We start from the raw sequence: 20158 nt of genomic DNA, 5'->3' as shown, positions 1-20158 counted from the left end.
GACCCCACCCGCCGCCGAGCCGCGCACCTCGTACGAGTACGAGTTCGTCCATCAGATGGATGACATCGACGCGCTCATCACCGATGACGATCCCCGCCCGCCGCCGCATCCTGATCAACTACCGCCGTCACGGGATGCTGGAGGTATCGGGCCGTTACGACGAGCTGCTCGCCGAGAACATGACCGTCCGCCACCCGAAGTACCGCATCTTCGAGGGCGGTGCGGGCATCATCCTGGACGGGATGCAGCAGGTGCGCGACTTCTACGCGATGCTCGCCGACATGGACATGCTCGTCATGTGGACCGGCCGGCAGAACATGGCCGTCGCCGAGTGGGGCTTCGCGGGAGAAGCGGAGTTCAGCCAGTTCGTGCCGGGCAGGCTGCTCGGCGACAATGTGTTCGCCTCGGCCGGCGACGAGTCGGCCGCGAGCTCGGAGTACGACGCCGACAGCTGGTACCTCGTGCGGCGCACGCTCGCGTTTGCCTGGATGTACGACGAGAATCAGCTCATGATCGGCGAGCACGTCTCCGAGGACACCGAGTCCAAGGTCGTCACGCCGGTATCCCCTGACGAGGTCATCACGGGTGCCCGCGCCGCAGAGCTGCTGGCCGGAATCATCGACAAGTACCCGCTGGGCGGATGACCCCGAGCCGGCGGACCCGGGCATGATCCGGGTCCGCCGGCTCCCTTCTCGAGAAACGGAACCCGATGCCGACAACAGCGCCTGAGACCCGAGGCGACGACCTCGACCCCGAGGAGCGGATGTCACGGGACGAGATCGAGGCGCTGCAGTTGTCGCGGCTGCAGCAGACCGTGCGCCACGCGTACGCGAACGTCCCCCTCTACACCCTCAAGCTCGACGAGGCGGGGGTGCACCCCGACGACATCCGCTCGCTCGGCGACCTCGCGCTGCTCCCCTTCACGACGAAGGAGGATCTGCGGCAGACCTACCCCTTCGGCATGTTCGCCGTCCCGATGGCGGATGTGCGGCGCATCCATGCCTCCTCGGGAACCACGGGACGGCCCACGGTCGTCGGATACACCCAGGGGGATCTGGACAACTGGGCCGCACTCGTGGCCCGCTCGCTGCGAGCGAGCGGGGTGCGGGCAGGGATGAAGGTGCACAACGCGTACGGGTACGGGCTGTTCACGGGCGGTCTCGGTGCGCACGCCGGCATCGAGCGGCTCGGCGCGACGGTCATCCCGATGTCGGGCGGCCAGACCGCGCGGCAGGTGCAGCTCATCCGCGACTTCGAGCCCGACGCGATCATGTGCACGCCGAGCTATCTGCTCGCGATCGCCGACGCGATGGAGGCGGCCGGGATCGACCCGCGCAGAACGAGCCTTACCGTGGCGATCCTCGGCGCCGAGCCCTGGACGAACGAGATGCGTGTCGAACTCGAACGCCGGCTCGACCTCGACGCGGTCGACATCTACGGACTGAGCGAAGTCATGGGTCCGGGCGTCGGCAACGAATGCGTCGAGACGAAGGACGGCCCGCACCTGTGGGAGGACCACTTCATCCCCGAGATCATCGACCCGGACGGCGAGCCGCTGGCCGACGGTGAACGAGGTGAGCTCGTCTTCACCTCCCTCACGAAAGAGGCCTTTCCCGTGTTGCGCTACCGGACGCGCGACCTCACGCGCCTGCTTCCCGGGACGGCACGCCCGGGGATGCGCCGGATGGAGAAGATCACCGGGCGCAATGACGACATGATCATCCTGCGCGGCGTCAACATCTTCCCGACGCAGATCGAGGAGCTCGTGCTCGGCATCGAGACGCTCACGCCGCACTTCATCATCGAGCTGACGCGGGCAGGCCGACTCGACGCCATGACGGTGCGCATCGAGCGCCCACCGCATCTGGAACGGGCCGTCTGCGAAGCGGCGACGGACGTGCTCGCGGAGCGCATCAAGATCCACATCGGGTCACGCGTGGCCGTCCAGCTGGAAGAGCCCGGCGCGCTGCCGCGCAGCGAGGGCAAATACCAGCGCGTGTACGACCGCCGCTGACCCCCGAAAGCTCACCCGCCGCGCTTCGCCGCCCCTCCCACGCAGGAACGGGCGGCGAAGCGACGGGTGGTCAGGACATCGAGCGGTCGAAGAAGGCGGCGAGCTCCGCCGTCGCCGTCAGCGGCAGGACCGCCGCGACGTACTGATCGGGGCGCACCACGACCACGACGCCGTCACGCGACAGACCGCGCTCGGCGAAGATGTCGACGGTGTTCCAGCGAGCGGGGCCGGCGGCGAAGACCTTCTCCCAGTCGGTCAGCGCGAGCGGGCCGGACTGCGGGCGGAAGATGTCGGGCGCGCCCAAGAGGTCGACCTCGTCGTAGGACTGCTGGTAGATCGCCTTGACGTCGAAGACCGCGTCGATGTCGGCACCCTGAGGCGTGTGACGACGCACGGGCGAGTCCTCGGCGGTGGCCATCCACTCACCCCATTCGGCGAGGGCCGTGCCCGCGGCATCCGCGAAGGCATACACGCGCCAGCGACCATCGGCGGTCGCGTGGTGCCCCAGGTGCACGGCGTTGCCGTCGCACGCGAGCGTCACAGGAGCCGATGCGAAGCGCTTGCCGAGCGGGAATCCCGTCGCGAGCGCCTGGTGCGTGGCATCCCCTACGATCGAGGACTCTTCGTACTGCGTCATGAAGCCGGACGGGAACTCCGCGGTCGCGAGGTAGTGGGTCGCCAAGTCCTGCGGATCGGAGATCTCCTCGGGCTTGCGCGCCATGAGCGCTGACCACTCCCGGTCGAAGTCGATGAGCTGCTGGGCGACGGGCTGACGCTCGGCCGAGTAGGTCGACAGCAGGTCGACGCCGCTGCGCCCCGTGAGCACCGAACCGAGCTTCCAGCCGAGATTGAATCCGTCCTGCATCGACACGTTCATGCCCTGGCCGGCCTTCGCGCTGTGCGTGTGGCACGCGTCGCCCGTGAGGAAGACCCGTGGCGCCCGGTCAGAGCCCACCTCGACGTCGTCGAACTTGTCGGTGACGCGGTGTCCGACCTCGTAGACGCTCGACCACGCGACCTCTTTCACGTCGAGCGTGTAGGGGTGCAGGATGTCGTTCGCCCGGCGGATGACCTCTTCGACGGGCGTCTTGCGCACGCGGTGGTTGTCATCTTCGGCGACCTCACCGAGGTCGACGTAGATGCGGCTCAGGTAGCCGCCCTCGCGCGGGATGTGGAGGATATTGCCCGCGGCCGAGTTGATCGCGCACTTCGTGCGCCAATCCGGGAAGTCGGTGTTCACGAGCACGTCCATGACGCCCCACGCGTGCAGCGCCGCGCTGCCGGTGTGCTTGCGCCCGATCGCCTCGCGCACTCCGCTTCGTGCACCGTCGCTGCCGACGACGTACTTCGCGCGGACCGTGCGCTCCTGCCCTGCACGGTCGCCCCCGACGTACTTCACCCGCACCTCGACGGGGTACTCCCCCTCGTCGTGCACCGTGAGCCCGAGGAACTCGACCCCGTAGTCGGGCACGATGCGCCCCGGGCCGTTCGCCGCCGCTTCGGCGAAGTAGTCCAGCACCCGCGCCTGGTTGACGATGAGGTGCGGGAACTCGCTGATGTCGTACGCGTAGTCCTCGGTCCGCGACGTGCGGATGATGTTCTTCGGGTTCTCGGGGTCGGCGTTCCAGAAGTTCATGTAGCCGATGTTGTACGCCTCGGCGATGATCCGCTCGGCGAAGCCGAACGCCTGGAACGTCTCGACGCTGCGCGGCTGGATGCCGTCGGCCTGACCGAGCGGCAGTCGCCCCTCGCGGCGCTCGATGATGCGCGTCGCGACGTCGGGGAACTGCGACATCTGCGCTGCCAGCAGCATGCCCGCCGGGCCGGACCCGACGATCAGCACATCCATCTCGTCGGGCAGGTCCGCGGGTCGGTGGAGGCCGATCCCGGCGGCCGGCTGGACGCGCGGATCCTTCGAGACGTAACCGTGGTGATGGAACTGCATGAGTCCTCCTCGCTGTCGTCAGGCTATGGTTCGGCTCACGCCTTGGACAGTCCGTAGATCGGGCTGACCGACTGCTCGGCCTCGTGGTCGGGTCCGAGCGGAATCCCGGAGCGGTCGCGCAGCAGCAGCGTCGCGATGAGGCCGACGACCGTCATGCCGGCCAGGTACCAGGTGACCGAGTCCGTCGTGCCGGTCGTCTGCACGAGCCACTGGGCGATCATCGGGGCAAAGGCGCCACCGGCGATCGCGCCGATCGCGTACGAGATCGACACACCCGAGAAGCGGATACTCGCGGGGAAGAGCTCGGTGTAGAGAGCCGCCTGCGGCCCGTACGTGAAGCCCAGGCCGATCGTCAGGATCGCCAGGCCCGCGAAGAGCAGTCCGACGTTTCCGGTGTTCACGAGCGGGAACAGCGCGAACACGCCGCCCAGCTGCAGGACCCAGCCGATGAGGTACGTCGTGCGACGACCGATCCTGTCGGCGATCCATCCGGCGAACAGCGTCGAGGCCAGCCACGTCACGGCCGAGCCGGTGACAGCCCACAGCACGGGACCGCGCTCGAGCTGGAGCGGACCCTCGGGGTTCGTCGCGTAGCCCTGGATGTAGCCGCCGGTCGTCATGTAGCCCACCGCGTTGTTGCCCGCGAAGACGAGCGCGGCGATGATCACGAGCAGCAGGTGGCGCTTGAACAGCTGCACGATCGGCATCTGCGCCTTCTCTTTCCGCGCGGCGAGCTCGGTGAACACCGGGCTCTCCTCGACCTTGCGACGCACGTAGTAGCCGATCAGGATCAGCACGATGCTCAGCAGGAACGGAATGCGCCATCCCCACTCGAGGAATGCATCGCCGGGCGCGATGATCGCCATGAGCGCCATGATGCCCGAGGCCAGCAGCAGCCCGAGCGGCACGCCGATCTGCGGCGCCGCGCCGAAGACGCCGCGGCGGGTGCGGGGTGCGTGCTCGACCGCCATCAGGACGGCACCGCCCCATTCTCCGCCGGCCGAGATGCCCTGCACGATGCGCAGCAGGATGAGCAGGATCGGGGCCGCGACGCCGATCGTCTCGTACGTCGGAAGGACACCGATCAGGGTCGTCGCCGCACCCATGAGGATGAGGGTCACCATCAGCACGAACTTGCGGCCGTACTTGTCGCCGAAGTGCCCCGCGAGGAACGCGCCGAGCGGGCGGAACAGGAAGCTCACGCCGACCGTCGCGAACGAGATCAGCAGGCTGTTGACGCCCAGGCCTTCGAAGAAGAGCTGACCGAAGACGAGACCGGCGGCAGAGGCGTAGACGAAGAAGTCGTACCACTCCACGGTCGTGCCGACGACGGTCGCGAAGACGACGCGTCGACGGTCTTTGTGTGAGGCGATGGTGCCGGTGGGAGTGAGGCCCCCGGATCGGCCCTGCTGTGGTGTGCTCATCGTCGATGCTCCCGAAATGTGACGTCGATGTCGGGCAAAGGTGTTCGCTTGCCCCGTTCCGAAGGATCATATACGATTTCGGATACGACGCAAGAGCGAGGGAGCTCATGACTGACAACATCGCACTCGGAACCGGGAACGACGATCCCCGCTTCGCCGCGTTGCCCGTCCGCCCGGGCAAGATCATCGCCATCCACCTCAGCTACGCCTCACGCGCGGATCAGCGCGGCCGGCGCCCCGCGCACCCCTCCTACTTCTTCAAACCCTCCAGCTCGGTCGCCGCGACCGGCGGCACGGTGGAGCGGCCCGCCGGGACGGAACTGCTCGCCTTCGAAGCCGAGATCGCCCTCGTCATCGGCGCCCCGGCGCGGCGCGTGTCGATCGCCGACGCCTGGGACCACGTCGCGTTCGTGACGGCCGCCAACGACCTCGGACTCTACGACCTGCGCGCGAACGACAAGGGCTCGAACGTCCGCTCGAAGGGCGGCGACGGGTTCACGCCGATCGGCCCCGGCCGGATCGATGCGCGCGCTGTCGCCCCCGACGCCCTCCGCGTGCGCGCATGGGTCAATGGTGAGCTCGCGCAGGACGACACGAGCGCCGGGATGATCTTCCCCCTCACTCAGCTCGTCGCCGACCTGTCGCAGCACTTCACGCTCGAGACCGGCGATGTGATCCTGACGGGAACGCCCGCCGGGTCGACCGTCATCGGGCCCGGTGACGTCGTCGAGGTCGAGGTCGATGCACCCGCTGCCGGTCTCACGACCGGTCGCCTCGTCACGACCGTCACGGCGGGCGACGTGCCGTTCGATGCCGAGGTCGGCTCGCTGCCGGCCGTCGACGACACGCAGCGTGCCGAAGCCTGGGGCTCGCGCCAAGCGGCCGGGCTCCCGCCCGCTGATGCCCCCACGCTTTCGCCCGGGCTGCGCGCCAAGCTCGAGCGGGTGCCGGTCGCGGGCCTGTCGCAGCAGCTGCGCAAACGCGGCCTCAACAACGTCACGATCGACGGCGTGCACCCTCTGCACCCCGCGGCCAAGATCGTCGGCACGGCGAAGACCCTGCGGTTCGTCCCGAGCCGCGAAGACCTCTTCAAGAGTCACGGCGGCGGCTACAACGCGCAGAAGCGCACGTTCGACGCCGTCCGAGACGGCGAGGTCATCGTCATCGAGGCCCGCGGAGAGAGCGGATCGGGAACGCTCGGCGACATCCTCGCGATCCGCGCCCACGCCCAACGGGCGGCCGGCATCGTGACCGACGGCGGCGTGCGCGATGTCGACGCCGTCACCGCGGTGGGCATCCCCGTCTACACCGCCGGCGCACACCCCGCCGTCCTCGGCCGCAAGCACGTGCCGTGGGACCACGACATCACGATCGGATGCGGTGGCACGACCGTGCAGCCGGGCGATGTCATCGTGGGCGACGCCGACGGGGTCATCGTGATCCCGCCCGCCCTGGCCGAAGAGGTCGCCGACGCGGCTCTCGCCCAGGAGGACGAGGATGCGTGGATCGCCGCCCGTGTCGCCGAAGGGAACCCCATCGACGGACTCTTCCCGATGAACGCGGAATGGCGGGCACGATTCGACGCCGAGGTGAACCCCTCGTGATGCTCCGGCAGCCGCAGGAATCGGCGGCGGAAGACGACGCTGCGGCGGGCACGGCGCTGCCGAGCAAGTCCCAGCGCGCCTACTGGTGGGTCAAGGAGCGGATCGAAAGCCAGGAGTTCACGCCCGGCTACCGCCTGGTGCTCGGCACGATCGCGCACGAACTCGACATGAGTGTCGTGCCCGTGCGAGAAGCGATCCGTCGCCTCGAGGCCGAGGGCCTCGTGATGTTCGAGCGCAACGTCGGCGCACGCGTGTCGATGGTGGACGACTCGCAGTACCGGTACAGCATGCAGGCCCTGTCGATCCTCGAGGGCGCCGCGACCGCCTTGTCCGCGCGCGGCCTGCAGACCGACGACATCCGACGGGCCCGGTCGATCAACGAGCTCATGATCGAGACGCTGGACCAGTTCGACCCGCGCGCCTTCACACGGCTGAACCAGGAGTTCCACAGCGTCCTGTTCTCGACGTGCCCCAATCCGCGGATGACCGAGCTCGTGCAGGGCGAGTGGGCCCGCCTCGGAAACCTGCGCGACTCGACGTTCAGCTTCGTGCCCGGCCGTGCGGCCGAATCCGTCCGCGAGCACGAGAACATCCTGCACCTCATCGAGACGGGCGCACCGCTCGGCGAGATCGAGAAGGCCGCGCGCCGCCACCGCTCGGCGACCCTCGATGCCTACATGACCCACGAGCACCCCGATGAGAGCCTCGGGATCCCGACACTCTGACCCCCTCCCGCGAAGGAGCAATCCCATGACCGACACCGCCAGCCGATACGTCCCCGCTGACCTGCCCGACCGAATCCAGCACTACATCGACGGAGAGTTCGTCGACTCGATCGACGGCGACACGTTCGACGTGATCGACCCCGTCTCGAACGAGGTCTACGTACGGGCCGCTTCGGGCAAGAAGGCCGACATCGAGCGCGCCGTCGCCGCTGCTGACCGCGCGTTCCGCGAAGGCCCCTGGCCCCGGATGCTGCCGCGCGAGCGATCGCGCATCCTGCACCGTGTCGCCGATCTCGTCGAGGCGCGCGACACGCGGCTCGCCGAGCTCGAGTCGTTCGACTCGGGACTGCCGATCACGCAGGCCCTCGGCCAGGCGAGGCGTGCGGCCGAGAACTTCCGGTTCTTCGCCGATCTGATCGTCGCGCAGGCCGATGACACCTACAAGGTGCCGGGCCGGCAGATCAACTACGTCAATCGCAAGCCGATCGGTGTCGCGGGGCTCATCACGCCCTGGAACACGCCGTTCATGCTCGAGTCGTGGAAGCTCGGCCCTGCTCTGGCGACCGGCAACACCGTCGTGCTCAAGCCGGCGGAGTTCACGCCGCTGTCGGCGTCGCTGTGGGCGGGCATCTTCGAGGAGGCCGGCCTGCCCCGGGGCGTGTTCAACCTCGTCAACGGCCTCGGCGAAGAGGCCGGCGATGCTCTCGTGAAGCACCCCGGCGTGCCCCTCATCTCGTTCACGGGTGAAAGCAGCACGGGTCAGCTGATCTTCGGAAACGCGGCGCCCTACCTCAAGGGGCTGTCCATGGAGCTCGGCGGCAAGTCCCCCGCCGTCGTCTTCGCCGATGCCGACCTCGACGCCGCGATCGACGCGACGATCTTCGGTGTGTTCTCGCTCAACGGCGAGCGCTGCACCGCCGGTTCGCGCATCCTCGTGCAGCGCGAGGTGTACGACGAGTTCGTCGCGCGTTACGCCGCGCAGGCGAAGCGCGTCGTCGTGGGCTACCCGCACGAGCCCGAGACCGAGGTGGGTGCCCTCGTGCACCCCGAGCACTTCGACAAGGTGATGTCCTACATCGAGATCGGCAAGTCCGAAGGCCGGCTCGTCGCCGGCGGTGGCCGCCCCGAGGGTTTCGACACGGGCAACTTCGTGGCACCGACGGTGTTCGCCGACGTGGCACCCGATGCCCGCATCTTCCAGGAGGAGATCTTCGGACCCGTCGTCGCCATCACCCCGTTCGACACCGACGAAGAAGCCCTCGAGCTCGCGAACGGCGTCAAGTACGGCCTCGCCGCCTACGTGTGGACGAACGACCTCAAGCGCGCACACAACTTCGCGCAGGCCATCGAAGCCGGCATGGTCTGGCTCAACTCCAACAACGTGCGGGACCTGCGCACACCGTTCGGCGGCGTCAAGGCTTCGGGTCTCGGACACGAGGGCGGCTACCGCTCGATCGACTTCTACACCGACCAGCAGGCCGTGCACATCACCCTCGGCAAGGTGCACAACCCGACGTTCGGCAAGCAGGCGCCGCGTGCCGAGATCACCGAAGCGTCCGAAGACGCCGAGTCCTGACCCGCCGACGCGACCGTCGACCGACAATCAAGGAAGCTGACATGACCCACCGTGACGACATGACGCTGACCTCCTCGGGCTTCTACGTGAGCCAGGAGGCGCCGATCCGCTCCGACAATCCCGTCCCGACCCCCACCTCCCCGGCGCCGGACATCCTGCGCTGCGCGTACATGGAACTGATCGTGACCGACCTCGCCGCGTCGCGCACCTTCTACGTCGATGTGCTCGGCCTGTATGTGACTGAAGAGGACGACGACGCGATCTACCTGCGCTCGACCGAGGAGTTCATCCACCACAACCTCGTGCTGCGCAAGGGCGACATCGCCGCCGTCGCGGTCTTCTCGTACCGAGTGCGCGCGCCCGAAGACCTCGACAAGGCGGTCGCCTTCTACGAGGAGCTCGGATGCCGCGTCGAGCGCCGCGCCGACGGCTTCACGCGGGGCATCGGCGACTCGGTGCGGGTTGAGGACCCGCTCGGTTTCCCGTACGAGTTCTTCCACGACGTCACGCACGTCGAGCGCTTGGCCTGGAGGTACGACCTGCACACCCCGGGCGAACTGGTCCGCCTCGATCACTTCAACCAGGTCACCCCTGACGTGCCGCGCGCGGTGGGGTTCATGCAGGACCTCGGGTTCCGCGTGACGGAGGACATCCAGGACGATTCCGGAACGGTCTACGCCGCCTGGATGCGCCGCAAGCCCACCGTCCACGACACCGCGATGACCGGGGGCGACGGGCCGCGTATGCACCACGTCGCCTTCGCGACCCATGAGAAGCACAACATCCTCGCGATCTGCGACAAGCTCGGGGCTCTGCGCCGTTCGGACGCGATCGAGCGCGGCCCGGGCCGTCACGGCGTCTCCAACGCCTTCTACCTCTACCTGCGTGACCCCGACGGCCACCGCGTCGAGATCTACACGCAGGACTACTACACAGGCGACCCGGACAACCCGGTCATCACGTGGGACGTGCACGACAACCAGCGCCGCGACTGGTGGGGCAACCCCGTCGTGCCGTCCTGGTACACCGAGGCATCCCTCGTGCTCGACCTCGACGGCAACCCGCAGCCGGTCACCGCCCGCACGGACTCGTCCGAGATGGCCGTCACGATCGGCGCCGACGGGTTCTCGTACACCCGTCGCGACGAGGGCGAGGACTCGATGCCCGAGTACAAGCAGGGCGAGTACAAGCTCGGTCACCAGCTGTGACCTGCAGTGCGGGCGGCGCCGGTGCGCGTCGCCCGCACTCTTCCCTGCACGCGCGCACGCACGAACGAATGACCGAGGAGAAGCACGATGCTGCCCCCCGAAACCATCGCCCGGATCGCGGATGAACTCGCCGAAGCGGATCGCACGCACAGCGTGATCCCGCGCATCACGGCCCGTTTCCCGGACGCCACGATCGAGGACTCCTATGCGATCCAGGGAGTGTGGCGCGACAAGAACCTCGCGGCGGGCCGCACACTCGTGGGTCGCAAGATCGGCCTCACGTCCAAAGCGATGCAGGACGCGACCGGCATCACCGAACCGGACTACGGCGTCATGTTCGACGACACCGTGTATGCCGCCGGCGCCGGTATCCCGGCCGACCACTTCTCGAACATCCGCATCGAGGTCGAGCTGGCGTTCGTGCTGAAAGCGCCGCTGGAAGGCCCCGATTGCACTCTCGAGGACGCCCTCGCCGCGATCGACTACGCCGTGCCCGCCCTCGAGGTGCTGAACTCGCACATCGAGATGGAAGGACGGACGATCGTCGACACGATCGCCGACAACGCCGCGTACGGCGCGATGGTGCTCGGTGATGTGCACAAGCGCCCCGACGAGATCGACCTGCGCTGGGTGCCGGGCCTGCTGTACCGTAACGGCGAGATCATCGAGACGGGCGTCGCCGCCGGGGTGCTCGATCACCCCGCGACGGGGGTCGCGTGGCTCGCGAACAAGTTCCACCAGCACGGCGCCCGGCTCGAGGCGGGCGAGATCATCCTCGCCGGGTCGTTCACCCGGCCGATGTGGGTCTCGCGCGGCGACGAGGTGCGCTGCGACTATGGGCCGATGGGAGTCATCGAATGCCGTTTCGTCTGACGCCGACCTTCCGCGATCGGCTGGCCGCGGCCGATCGCCCGCTCGCCGGCATGTGGATCTGCTCGGGCTCGCCGTTGGTCGCCGAGATCGGCGCGGGATCGGGCCTGGACTGGCTGCTCATCGACATGGAGCACTCTCCGAACGGGCTCGAGTCCGTTCTCGCGCAGCTGCACGCCGTGTCGGCGTATCCCGCGACTCCGCTCGTGCGCGTGCCGATCGGCGACGTCGTGACGATCAAGCAGGTGCTCGACCTCGGCGCGCAGAATCTGCTCGTGCCCATGGTGTCTTCGGCCGACGAGGCCCGCAGCGTCGTCGAGGCGGTGCGGTATCCCCCGCGGGGGCGACGCGGCGTCGGGTCGGCGCTGGCCCGGTCGGCCCGCTGGAACCGCGTCGACGACTACCTCGCGGACGCCGACGCACACGTGTCGCTCTTCGTGCAGATCGAGACGGCGGCCGGCGTCGACGCGGCCGCTGAGATCGCCGCGGTCGACGGGGTCGACGGCGTCTTCGTCGGACCGAGCGACCTCGCGGCATCCATGGGGCTGCTCGGGCAGCAGACCCACCCCGACGTCATCGCCGCCGTGCACCGGACGTTCGACGCGGTGAGCGCTGCCGGAAAGCCCGTCGGCGTCAACGCCTTCGACCCGGCCACGGCTCAGTCCTACCTCGATGCGGGCGCGGCGTTCGTGCTCGTCGGCGCCGATGTGGCACTGCTCGCGCGCGGTTCCGAGGCTCTCGCCGCGCGGTGGAGCACGGGCGGCGACGACGAGCGCGCGTCATACTGACGCCTCTACCGCAGAACCCCCCGGTTCGGTATCGTCCGGGACATGACGCCTGCCACCGGTGTTGACGGTCCGGCTTCCGACGCTCTTCTGAAGGTCGGCAGGTTCTTCACGCGGTGGGATGAGACCGCCGACGGCCGCGCCGTGTTCCGCGAGGGCGGTCGCGACGGAGACGCGTTCTACCGCGAACGCTGGAGCCACGACAAGGTCGTCCGCTCGACGCACGGCGTCAACTGCACGGGTTCGTGTTCGTGGAAGGTGTACGTCAAGGACGGCATCATCACGTGGGAGGCCCAACAGACCGACTATCCGTCGGTCGGCCCCGATCGCCCTGAGTACGAGCCCCGCGGTTGCCCCCGCGGGGCTGCGTTCTCTTGGTACACCTACTCCCCCACGCGCGTGCGCTATCCCTACGTCCGCGGCGTGCTGCTCGAGGACTACCGCGCAGCGAAAGCGCGCACGGGGGATCCCGTCCTCGCCTTCGGGGAAGTGACGACGAACCCCGAGACCCGCCGCAGATACCAGCGTGCGCGGGGCAAGGGCGGTCTCGTGCGCGCGTCGTGGCAAGAGGCTGTCGAGCTCGTGGCGGCCGGCTACGTGCACACCATCAAGGAGTACGGTCCCGACCGGGTCGCGGGGTTCTCGCCGATCCCCGCCATGTCGATGGTGTCGCACTGCGTCGGCACGCGGTTCACCCAGCTCCTCGGGGGCGTCATGACGTCGTTCTACGACTGGTACGCCGATCTGCCGGTCGCGAGCCCGCAGGTGTTCGGCGACCAGACGGATGTGCCCGAATCAGGGGACTGGTGGGACGCCACCTATCTCATGATGTGGGGCTCGAACGTACCCGTCACCCGCACGCCCGACGCGCACTGGATGGCCGAAGTGCGCTACCGCGGCACGAAGGTCGTGACCGTCTCGCCCGACTACGCCGACAACACCAAGTTCGCCGACGAGTGGCTGCCCTGCCAGGCGGGCACCGATGCTGCGCTGGCCATGGCGATGGGCCACGTCATCCTCAAGGAGCGCTACGTCGACCAGCGCATGCCGTTTTTCGTCGACTTCGCCCGCACGTACACCGATCTGCCGCACCTCATCACGCTCGTCCCGCACGCCGACGGCGGCCTCGTCCCGGGCAAGTTCCTCACCGCCGCCGATCTCGGCGAGACCGCCCCCGAGGACGCCTGGAAGACGGTCGTGCTGGATGCCGCGTCGGGCGAGCCCCGCGTGCCGAACGGGTCGCTCGGGTTCCGCTACGCCGAGTCGGGCGAGGGCCGCTGGAACCTCGACCTCGGCGAGGTTCTGCCCGCCCTGTCCGTGCGAGACGCGGATGTGTCGGAGGAGCCGGCCGAAGTGCTCTTCCCCCGGTTCGATGCGCCCGACGGCTCGGGCGGCATCCTGCGCCGCGGAGTTCCGGCGACGCGCGTGAACGGGGTGCTCGTGACGACGGTTCTCGACCTCATGCTCGCGCAGTACGGTGTCGCCCGGGACGCGCTGCCGGGCGACTGGCCGACAGGGTACGACGATGCCTCCGTCCCCTACACGCCCGCGTGGCAGGAGGACATCACGGGCGTGCCCGCCGAGGCCTGCACGCGGATCGCGCGCGAGCTGGCACAGAACTCGGCCGAGTCTCACGGTCGCACGATGATCATCATGGGCGCCGGTGTCTGTCAGTGGTTCCACGGCGACGCGACGTACCGCTCGATCCTGGCGTTGCTGATCCTCACCGGTGCGATGGGGCGAAACGGAGGCGGCTGGGCGCACTACGTGGGGCAGGAGAAGTGCCGACCGATCACGGGCTGGCTGTCGCTCGCGAACGCCCTGGACTGGGTTCGGCCGCCGCGCACGATGATCGGCACGGCCTACTGGTACATGCACACCGACCAGTGGCGCTACGACGGGTACGCGGCCGACGCACTCGCCTCGCCGCTGCACGAGGGCAACCTCACCGGCATGCACACCGCCGACACGATCTCGCAGGCCGCACGACTCGGGTGGATGCCGTTCTACCCGCAGTACGACGCGAACCCCCTCGACCTCGCCGATGACGCCGCGGCCGCCGTGGCCGCGGGCGAGGCGACGGATGCCGCCTCCTATGTCTCGTCGCGGCTCGTCGACGGCAGCCTCACCACTGCCATCTCGGACATCGACGCCCCGTCATCGTGGCCCCGCCTTCTCACGCTGTGGCGGTCGAACCTGATGGGCTCCTCGGCCAAGGGCAATGAGTACTTCCTCAAGAACCTGCTCGGCACGCACCACAACGTGATGGGCGCCGAAGAGGCCGAGATCCGGCCGACCGAGATCGCGTGGCGTGACGAGGTGCCCGAGGGAAAGCTCGATCTGCTCGTGTCGGCGGACTTCCGCATGACCTCGACGACCCTGCTGTCCGACGTCGTCTTCCCCGCCGCCACGTGGTACGAGAAGCACGATCTGTCCTCGACCGACATGCATCCGTTCGTGCACGCCTTCACCCCCGCGATCGACCCGCCGTGGGAGGCGCGCAGCGACTTCGACATGTTCCACGCGATCGCGCGCCGATTCTCGGAGCTCGCCGAGACGCACCTGGGTGTGCGGCGGGACATCGTCTCGGTGCCCGTGCAGCACGACACCCCCGGCGAGACGGCGCAGCCCGGCGGCGTCGTCCGCGACTGGGCTCGCGGAGATGTCGCACCGACGCCGGGAACGACGATGCCTCAGCTCGTGGTCGTCGAGCGCGATTACACCGCCATCGCCGACAAGCTCGCGACGATCGGCCCTCTCGCGGACCGACTCGGGTTCACGACCAAGAACGTGACGTACGACATGTCCGCCGAGGTGGAGCGCCTCGCCCGCACCAACGGCGTCATGCTCGGCGGTGCCGCCGAGGGGCGCCCGGCGATCGACACCGACGTGAAGATGGCCGAGGCGATCCTCGGGTTCTCGGGCACGACGAACGGCGAGCTGGCGGTGCAGGGGTTCACCACGCTCGAGAAGCGCGTCGGCAAGAAGCTGCACGACCTGGCAGAGGGGTCCGAAGAGAAACGGATCACGTTCGCGATGACGCAGGCCGCACCCATGCCGGTCATCACCTCACCGGAGTGGTCGGGATCCGAGACCGGCGGCCGGCGCTACGCGCCGTTCACCATCAACATCGAGCGACTGAAGCCCTTCCACACGCTGACGGGCCGCATGCACTTCTACCTCGACCACGATTGGATGCGCGACCTCGGCGAGGCGCTGCCGATCTATCGGCCGCCGCTGGACATGCATCGCCTCTTCGGCGAACCGAAGCTCGGGCCCGATGGCCGGCAGCAGGTGGTCGTTCGCTATCTCACTCCGCACTCGAAGTGGTCGATCCACTCGGAGTACCAGGACAACCTCTTCATGCTGTCGCTCTCGCGCGGCGGACCGACCGTGTGGATGAGCCCCGCGGACGCCGCCGCGATCGGCGCCGCCGACAACGAGTGGGTCGAGTGCATCAACTCCAACGGCGTGCTCGTCGCGCGCGCCGTCGTCTCGCACCGGATGCCCGAGGGCGTCGTGTACGTGCATCACGCGCAGGAGCGCACGATCGACGTGCCGAAATCCGAGGCGACCGGCCGGCGAGGCGGCATCCACAACTCGGTCACGCGCCTGCTCGTGAAGCCGACCCACCTCATCGGGGCGTACGCCCAGCTGTCGTACGCGTTCAACTATCTCGGTCCGACGGGCAACCAGCGCGACGTGACGGCGACGATCCGACGCCGCAGCCAGGAGGTGACGTACTGATGCGTGTCATGGCTCAGATGGGCATGGTGATGAACCTCGACAAGTGCATCGGGTGCCACACGTGCTCGGTCACGTGCAAGCAGGCGTGGACGAACAGGGCGGGCACCGAGTACGTCTGGTTCAACAACGTCGAGACCCGGCCGGGTCAGGGCTATCCCCGCCGGTACGAGGATCAGCAGACGTGGCGCGGCGGGTGGACCGTCACCAAGCGCGGGCGGCTCAAACTGCGCACGGGCTCGCGGCTCAGCCGGCTGCTCACGATCTTCTCGTCGCCCGTGCAGCCCAAGCTCGAGGACTACTACGAGCCGTGGACCTACGACTACCGCACCCTCATCGACGCTCCGCTCGGCGACGACTTTCCCGTCGCACGGCCGAAGTCCCTCATCACGGGAGAGGACACCCAGATCACGTGGTCGGCGAACTGGGACGACGACCTCGGCGGCGCGACCGAGATGGGTCACCTCGACCCGATGGTCGAGAAGGTGCGGCGAGACTCCGAGGACAAGATCAAGTTCGAGTTCGAGCAGACGTTCATGTTCTACCTGCCGCGCATCTGCGAGCACTGCCTCAACCCGTCGTGCATGGCGTCATGCCCTTCGGGTGCGATCTACAAGCGCAGCGAAGACGGCATCGTGCTGGTGGATCAGGACCGCTGCCGGGGCTGGCGGATGTGCATCACGGGCTGCCCGTACAAAAAGATCTACTTCAACCACAAGACCGGCAAGGCCGAGAAGTGCACGCTGTGCTATCCGCGGCTCGAAGTGGGCCTGCCGACGGTCTGCTCCGAGACGTGCGTGGGTCGCCTGCGGTACCTCGGGCTCTTCCTGTACGACGCCGACCGCGTGACCGCCGCCGCCGCGACACCCGACGAGCGCGACCTGTACGAAGCGCAGCTCGATCTCATCCTCGACCCCGACGACCCCGACGTCATCGCGCAGGCACGACGAGACGGGATCCCCGACGACTGGATGGATGCCGCACGCCGATCGCCCGTCTACATCCTGGCCAAGAAGCACCGTGTGGCCCTGCCCCTGCACCCCGAATACCGCACGATGCCGATGGTCTGGTACATCCCGCCGCTGTCGCCGATCGTCGACCTCCTGAGCGAACAGGGCCACGACGCCGAGTCCAGCAACACCCTGTTCGGCGCGATCGAGGCGCTGCGCATCCCCGTCGAATACCTCGCCGAGATGTTCACCGCCGGCGACACCGCCGTCGTGACGGGGGTGCTGCGCAAGCTCGCGGCGATGCGCGCGTACCTGCGCGACATGACGCTCGAGCGCGATCTCGACGAGTCGATCCCCGCGTCGGTCGGCATGGACGGCGAATCGATCTACGCGATGTACCGCCTGCTGGCGATCGCGAAGTACGAGGACCGGTACGTCATCCCCACCGCCCATTACGAACAGGCGCACGAGCTCGAAGAGCTCGGCTGCTCGCTCGACTTCGACGGCGGCCCGTACGAGAGCGCCTCGGGCCCGTTCGGCGAGGCGAGCGGTGTGCCGACACCCGTCGCGGTCGAGACGTTCCAGGCGCTGCGCGAGCGCCAGACGTCGGGGGCAGCGGCGGGCGGCGAGCAGCTGCGCGGTCGTGTCAACCTGCTCAACTGGGACGGCAACGGCAGCCCCGACGGGCTGTTCCCCGAGCGCGGCGCCGACGGCGGGACACCGAGATGAACCGCGCCGTCGTCTATCGGGCCGCATCGATCGTGCTGAGCTATCCCGACGACGACATCCTCGCCCTGCGAGGGGTCGTGCGCCGCGCGCTAGAAGAGTCGGCGCGAGGTGCATCCGCCTCGTTCGCTCACCTGTTGGACTGGTGGGATTCCTCGACGACCGAGGCCGTGCAGATCGCCTACGTCGATACGTTCGACATGTCCAAGCGGCACGCGCTGTATCTGTCCTACTGGACTGACGGCGACACCCGTCGGCGCGGTCAGGTGCTCGCCGACCTCAAGCGCCGATTCCGCGAGCAGGGCCTGGAGATCTCGGGCACGGGCGAGCTGCCCGATCACGTCCCCCTCGTGCTGGAGTTCGCCGGCCACCGGCCCGAAGCCGGGGCCGCGCTCTTGCAGGAGTACCGCGCGAGCCTCGAGCTCATCCGGCTCGCCCTCGCCGAACGCGCGTCACCGTACGCCGACGTCGTCGCGGCGGTGTGCGCGACGCTTCCCGGACGATCGCCCCAGGATCGCCAGCAGGCGATGGCGATGGCAGCCCAGGGCCCGCCGACCGAGTCCGTGGGCTTGGACGCATACGACCCGCGACTCCTGCCGATGGCGAGCGGAGGGCGCTGATGGACCTGTTCCTGTGGGGAATCCTGCCCTACATCATGGTGGCGGTCCTCGCCGGCGGCCTCGTCTGGCGCTATCGCTACGACCAGTTCGGGTGGACGACCCGCTCCTCCGAGCTGTACGAATCACGGCTGCTGCGCATCGGGTCGCCGCTGTTCCACTTCGGCATCCTCGTCGTCTTGATCGGCCACGTGGTCGGACTCGTCATCCCCGATTCCTGGACCGCGGCCGCCGGCGTGACCGAAGAGGCGTACCACGTCGTCGCGCTCAGCCTGGGCGGGGTCGCGGGCTTCGCGACCTCCGTCGGCATCGGCATCCTCATCTACCGGCGCCGCACGACGGGCCCCGTCTTCATGGCCACCACGAAGAACGACAAGCTGATGTACGTCGTGCTCCTCGCGGCGATCGTCGCCGGGCTCGCGACCACCGTCATCAGCGTCGTCGACCCGCATCCCGACGCGAACTACCGCGACACGGTATCGCCCTGGTTCCGGTCGCTCTTCGTCTTCCAACCACAGATCGAGGCGATGGCGGCCGCGCCGTTCGCGTTCCACCTGCACACGCTCATCGGCATGGCGCTGTTCATCATCTGGCCCTTCACACGGCTCGTGCACGCCTTCACCGCACCCGTGCACTATCTCTTCCGTCCGTACATCGTGTACCGCTCCCGCGACGGTCGCCCCACGACCGCGGGCGCGACCCAGCGCGCCTGGGTGCCCGTCGGAACACCTGATCGCGAGACGCGCCGCTCGAGGAGGACCCGTCGATGAGCTCCTCCGCCGACACCCTGCCCGGCCGCGGGCGCAATCTGGGCCTGGCACTTCTGGCGTTCGCGATGACCTTCTGGGCCTGGAACATCATCGGACCCCTCGGAGTGCGCTACGCCGAGGAGCTCGACCTCACCCCGACGCAGCTGTCGATGCTCATCGCGACCCCCGTGCTCGTGGGATCGGTGGGGCGGATCGTCACGGGGGCGCTGACCGACCGCTTCGGCGGCCGCGTCATGTTCACGATCCTCACCGCGATCTCTGCGGTGCCCGTCCTGCTGCTGATCTGGGCGGGCGAGACCGGCTCGTACGCCCTGCTCATCGTCGTCGGCTTCGTGCTCGGCATCGCGGGCACGACGTTCGCGATCGGCATCCCGTTCGTCAACGCCTGGTATCCCCCCTCCAGACGCGGCTTCGCGACAGGCCTGTTCGGCGCGGGCATGGGCGGCACGGCACTGTCGGCGTTCTTCACGCCGCGCATGGTCCAGTCGTGGGGGTACACCACGACGCACGTCGTCATCGCGGGCGCGCTTCTGGTCGTCGCCGTCATCGTGTGGTTCGGGATGGCGGACTCCCCCGCGTGGAAGCCCAACCGCGACCGCGTCCTGCCCAAGCTCGCCGGTGCGAGCAAGCTCGCCGTCACCTGGCAGATGTCATTCCTCTACGCCGTCACGTTCGGCGGGTTCGTCGCCTTCTCGACGTACCTGCCGACCTACCTCAGGGAGGTCTACGGATTCGACCTCGCCGACGCCGGGGCACGCACCGCCGGATTCGCGATCGCCGCCGTCATCGCGCGCCCCGTCGGCGGATGGCTGTCGGACCGGGTCGGGCCGGCCACGATCCTCAGCATCTCGCTCGGCGGAGCGGCGGTCATGGCCGTCGTCATCTCGCTGAAACCTCCCCCCGAGCTGCTCGCGGGCGCGAGCTTCATCGCCATGGCGGTCCTCCTGGGCCTGGGCACGGGCGCCGTGTTCACGTGGGTCGCGCAGCGTGCCCCCACCGAACGCGTCGGCTCGGTGACCGGAATCGTCGGTGCCGCCGGCGGCCTGGGCGGCTACTTCCCTCCCCTGGTGATGGGGGCGACGTATGACGCCGTGACGCACAGCTATACGACGGGGCTTCTGCTGCTGTCGATCACCGCGGCCGCAGCGCTCGCCTTCACGATCTTCCTCGGGGCCCGTTCGCGCCGCCTCCGCGCGTGAG

At 68.6% G+C, this 20158-nt stretch carries 15 protein-coding genes; 13 read left to right on the top strand and 2 right to left on the bottom strand.

Features of this window, described 5'->3' with window-relative positions:
• The first annotated feature begins 83 nt into the window (after window positions 1-83).
• Together AC25YV_RS01040 and paaK are read left to right on the top strand one after the other, a co-directional pair.
• The gene (locus tag AC25YV_RS01040; RefSeq protein ID WP_488121968.1) at window positions 84-644 is read left to right on the top strand and encodes a hypothetical protein; all 561 of its coding nucleotides are present in this window, start codon (window positions 84-86) and stop codon (window positions 642-644) included.
• 65 nt (window positions 645-709) lie between these two features.
• Window positions 710-2014, top strand: coding sequence for a phenylacetate--CoA ligase PaaK (gene paaK, locus AC25YV_RS01035; RefSeq protein ID WP_488121967.1), 1305 nt, complete (start codon window positions 710-712; stop codon window positions 2012-2014).
• Between the two features lie 70 nt (window positions 2015-2084).
• Here paaK and AC25YV_RS01030 read toward each other — a convergent pair whose 3' ends face one another.
• A complete protein-coding gene (locus AC25YV_RS01030; protein ID WP_488121966.1) occupies window positions 2085-3959 on the bottom strand; it encodes an FAD-dependent monooxygenase in 1875 nt (624 codons plus the stop codon).
• A 35-nt stretch (window positions 3960-3994) separates the two neighbouring features.
• Window positions 3995-5383 (bottom strand): MFS transporter, encoded by a 1389-nt coding sequence (locus tag AC25YV_RS01025; RefSeq protein ID WP_488121965.1) that lies wholly within the window; start codon window positions 5381-5383, stop codon window positions 3995-3997.
• 107 nt (window positions 5384-5490) lie between these two features.
• Here AC25YV_RS01025 and AC25YV_RS01020 point away from each other — a divergent pair, with 107 nt between their 5' ends.
• The 11 genes from AC25YV_RS01020 to AC25YV_RS00970 all read left to right on the top strand — a co-directional run bounded on the left by AC25YV_RS01020 (window position 5491) and on the right by AC25YV_RS00970 (window position 20157).
• The gene (locus AC25YV_RS01020) at window positions 5491-6987 is read left to right on the top strand and encodes a fumarylacetoacetate hydrolase family protein (protein ID WP_488121964.1); all 1497 of its coding nucleotides are present in this window, start codon (window positions 5491-5493) and stop codon (window positions 6985-6987) included.
• Entirely contained in the window at window positions 6987-7712 is a 726-nt protein-coding gene (locus tag AC25YV_RS01015; protein WP_488122286.1) for a GntR family transcriptional regulator, read from the top strand. The genes AC25YV_RS01020 and AC25YV_RS01015 overlap by 1 nt, the downstream gene beginning before the upstream one ends.
• 25 nt (window positions 7713-7737) lie before the next feature.
• On the top strand, window positions 7738-9288 hold the full coding sequence (gene hpaE / locus AC25YV_RS01010) for a 5-carboxymethyl-2-hydroxymuconate semialdehyde dehydrogenase (protein ID WP_488121963.1): 1551 nt from the start codon (window positions 7738-7740) through the stop codon (window positions 9286-9288).
• Between the two features lie 41 nt (window positions 9289-9329).
• Window positions 9330-10496, top strand: coding sequence for a 3,4-dihydroxyphenylacetate 2,3-dioxygenase (hpaD, locus tag AC25YV_RS01005; protein WP_488121962.1), 1167 nt, complete (start codon window positions 9330-9332; stop codon window positions 10494-10496).
• Window positions 10497-10583: 87 nt separating this feature from the next.
• The gene (locus AC25YV_RS01000; protein ID WP_488121961.1) at window positions 10584-11369 is read left to right on the top strand and encodes a 2-keto-4-pentenoate hydratase; all 786 of its coding nucleotides are present in this window, start codon (window positions 10584-10586) and stop codon (window positions 11367-11369) included.
• Window positions 11354-12154, top strand: a complete 801-nt coding sequence (locus AC25YV_RS00995) for an HpcH/HpaI aldolase family protein (RefSeq protein WP_488121960.1) — start codon at window positions 11354-11356, stop codon at window positions 12152-12154. Before AC25YV_RS01000 ends, AC25YV_RS00995 begins: the two co-directional genes overlap by 16 nt.
• Before the next feature lie 42 nt (window positions 12155-12196).
• The gene (locus AC25YV_RS00990; protein WP_488121959.1) at window positions 12197-15898 is read left to right on the top strand and encodes a nitrate reductase subunit alpha; all 3702 of its coding nucleotides are present in this window, start codon (window positions 12197-12199) and stop codon (window positions 15896-15898) included.
• Entirely contained in the window at window positions 15898-17574 is a 1677-nt protein-coding gene (gene narH, locus AC25YV_RS00985) for a nitrate reductase subunit beta (RefSeq protein WP_488121958.1), read from the top strand. The genes AC25YV_RS00990 and narH overlap by 1 nt, the downstream gene beginning before the upstream one ends.
• A complete protein-coding gene (gene narJ, locus AC25YV_RS00980) occupies window positions 17571-18191 on the top strand; it encodes a nitrate reductase molybdenum cofactor assembly chaperone (protein ID WP_488121957.1) in 621 nt (206 codons plus the stop codon). The genes narH and narJ overlap by 4 nt, the downstream gene beginning before the upstream one ends.
• Window positions 18191-18958 (top strand): respiratory nitrate reductase subunit gamma, encoded by a 768-nt coding sequence (gene narI / locus AC25YV_RS00975; protein ID WP_488121956.1) that lies wholly within the window; start codon window positions 18191-18193, stop codon window positions 18956-18958. The genes narJ and narI overlap by 1 nt, the downstream gene beginning before the upstream one ends.
• On the top strand, window positions 18955-20157 hold the full coding sequence (locus tag AC25YV_RS00970; RefSeq protein ID WP_488121955.1) for a nitrate/nitrite transporter: 1203 nt from the start codon (window positions 18955-18957) through the stop codon (window positions 20155-20157). The genes narI and AC25YV_RS00970 overlap by 4 nt, the downstream gene beginning before the upstream one ends.
• Window position 20158 lies beyond the last annotated feature (1 nt).

The sequence above is a fragment of the Microbacterium sp. Y832 genome, from assembly GCF_057669765.1.
Note: the sequence above shows the minus strand (reverse complement) of the source record. Positions and strands in the feature narration are given on the sequence as shown.

Excerpts from the sequence above, each read along its gene's own strand:
- hpaD (WP_488121962.1), top strand. The coding sequence starts at position 9,330 with ATGACCCACCGTGACGACATGACGCTGACCTCCTCGGGCTTCTACGTG.
- AC25YV_RS01000 (WP_488121961.1), top strand. The coding sequence starts at position 10,584 with ATGCTGCCCCCCGAAACCATCGCCCGGATCGCGGATGAACTCGCCGAA.
- narJ (WP_488121957.1), top strand. The coding sequence starts at position 17,571 with ATGAACCGCGCCGTCGTCTATCGGGCCGCATCGATCGTGCTGAGCTAT.
- AC25YV_RS00970 (WP_488121955.1), top strand. The coding sequence starts at position 18,955 with ATGAGCTCCTCCGCCGACACCCTGCCCGGCCGCGGGCGCAATCTGGGC.
- AC25YV_RS01020 (WP_488121964.1), top strand. The coding sequence starts at position 5,491 with ATGACTGACAACATCGCACTCGGAACCGGGAACGACGATCCCCGCTTC.
- narH (WP_488121958.1), top strand. The coding sequence starts at position 15,898 with ATGCGTGTCATGGCTCAGATGGGCATGGTGATGAACCTCGACAAGTGC.
- AC25YV_RS01030 (WP_488121966.1), bottom strand. The coding sequence starts at position 3,959 with ATGCAGTTCCATCACCACGGTTACGTCTCGAAGGATCCGCGCGTCCAG.
- AC25YV_RS00995 (WP_488121960.1), top strand. The coding sequence starts at position 11,354 with ATGCCGTTTCGTCTGACGCCGACCTTCCGCGATCGGCTGGCCGCGGCC.
- AC25YV_RS01040 (WP_488121968.1), top strand. The coding sequence starts at position 84 with ATGACGATCCCCGCCCGCCGCCGCATCCTGATCAACTACCGCCGTCAC.
- AC25YV_RS01025 (WP_488121965.1), bottom strand. The coding sequence starts at position 5,383 with ATGAGCACACCACAGCAGGGCCGATCCGGGGGCCTCACTCCCACCGGC.
- AC25YV_RS00990 (WP_488121959.1), top strand. The coding sequence starts at position 12,197 with ATGACGCCTGCCACCGGTGTTGACGGTCCGGCTTCCGACGCTCTTCTG.
- paaK (WP_488121967.1), top strand. The coding sequence starts at position 710 with ATGCCGACAACAGCGCCTGAGACCCGAGGCGACGACCTCGACCCCGAG.
- narI (WP_488121956.1), top strand. The coding sequence starts at position 18,191 with ATGGACCTGTTCCTGTGGGGAATCCTGCCCTACATCATGGTGGCGGTC.
- hpaE (WP_488121963.1), top strand. The coding sequence starts at position 7,738 with ATGACCGACACCGCCAGCCGATACGTCCCCGCTGACCTGCCCGACCGA.
- AC25YV_RS01015 (WP_488122286.1), top strand. The coding sequence starts at position 6,987 with ATGCTCCGGCAGCCGCAGGAATCGGCGGCGGAAGACGACGCTGCGGCG.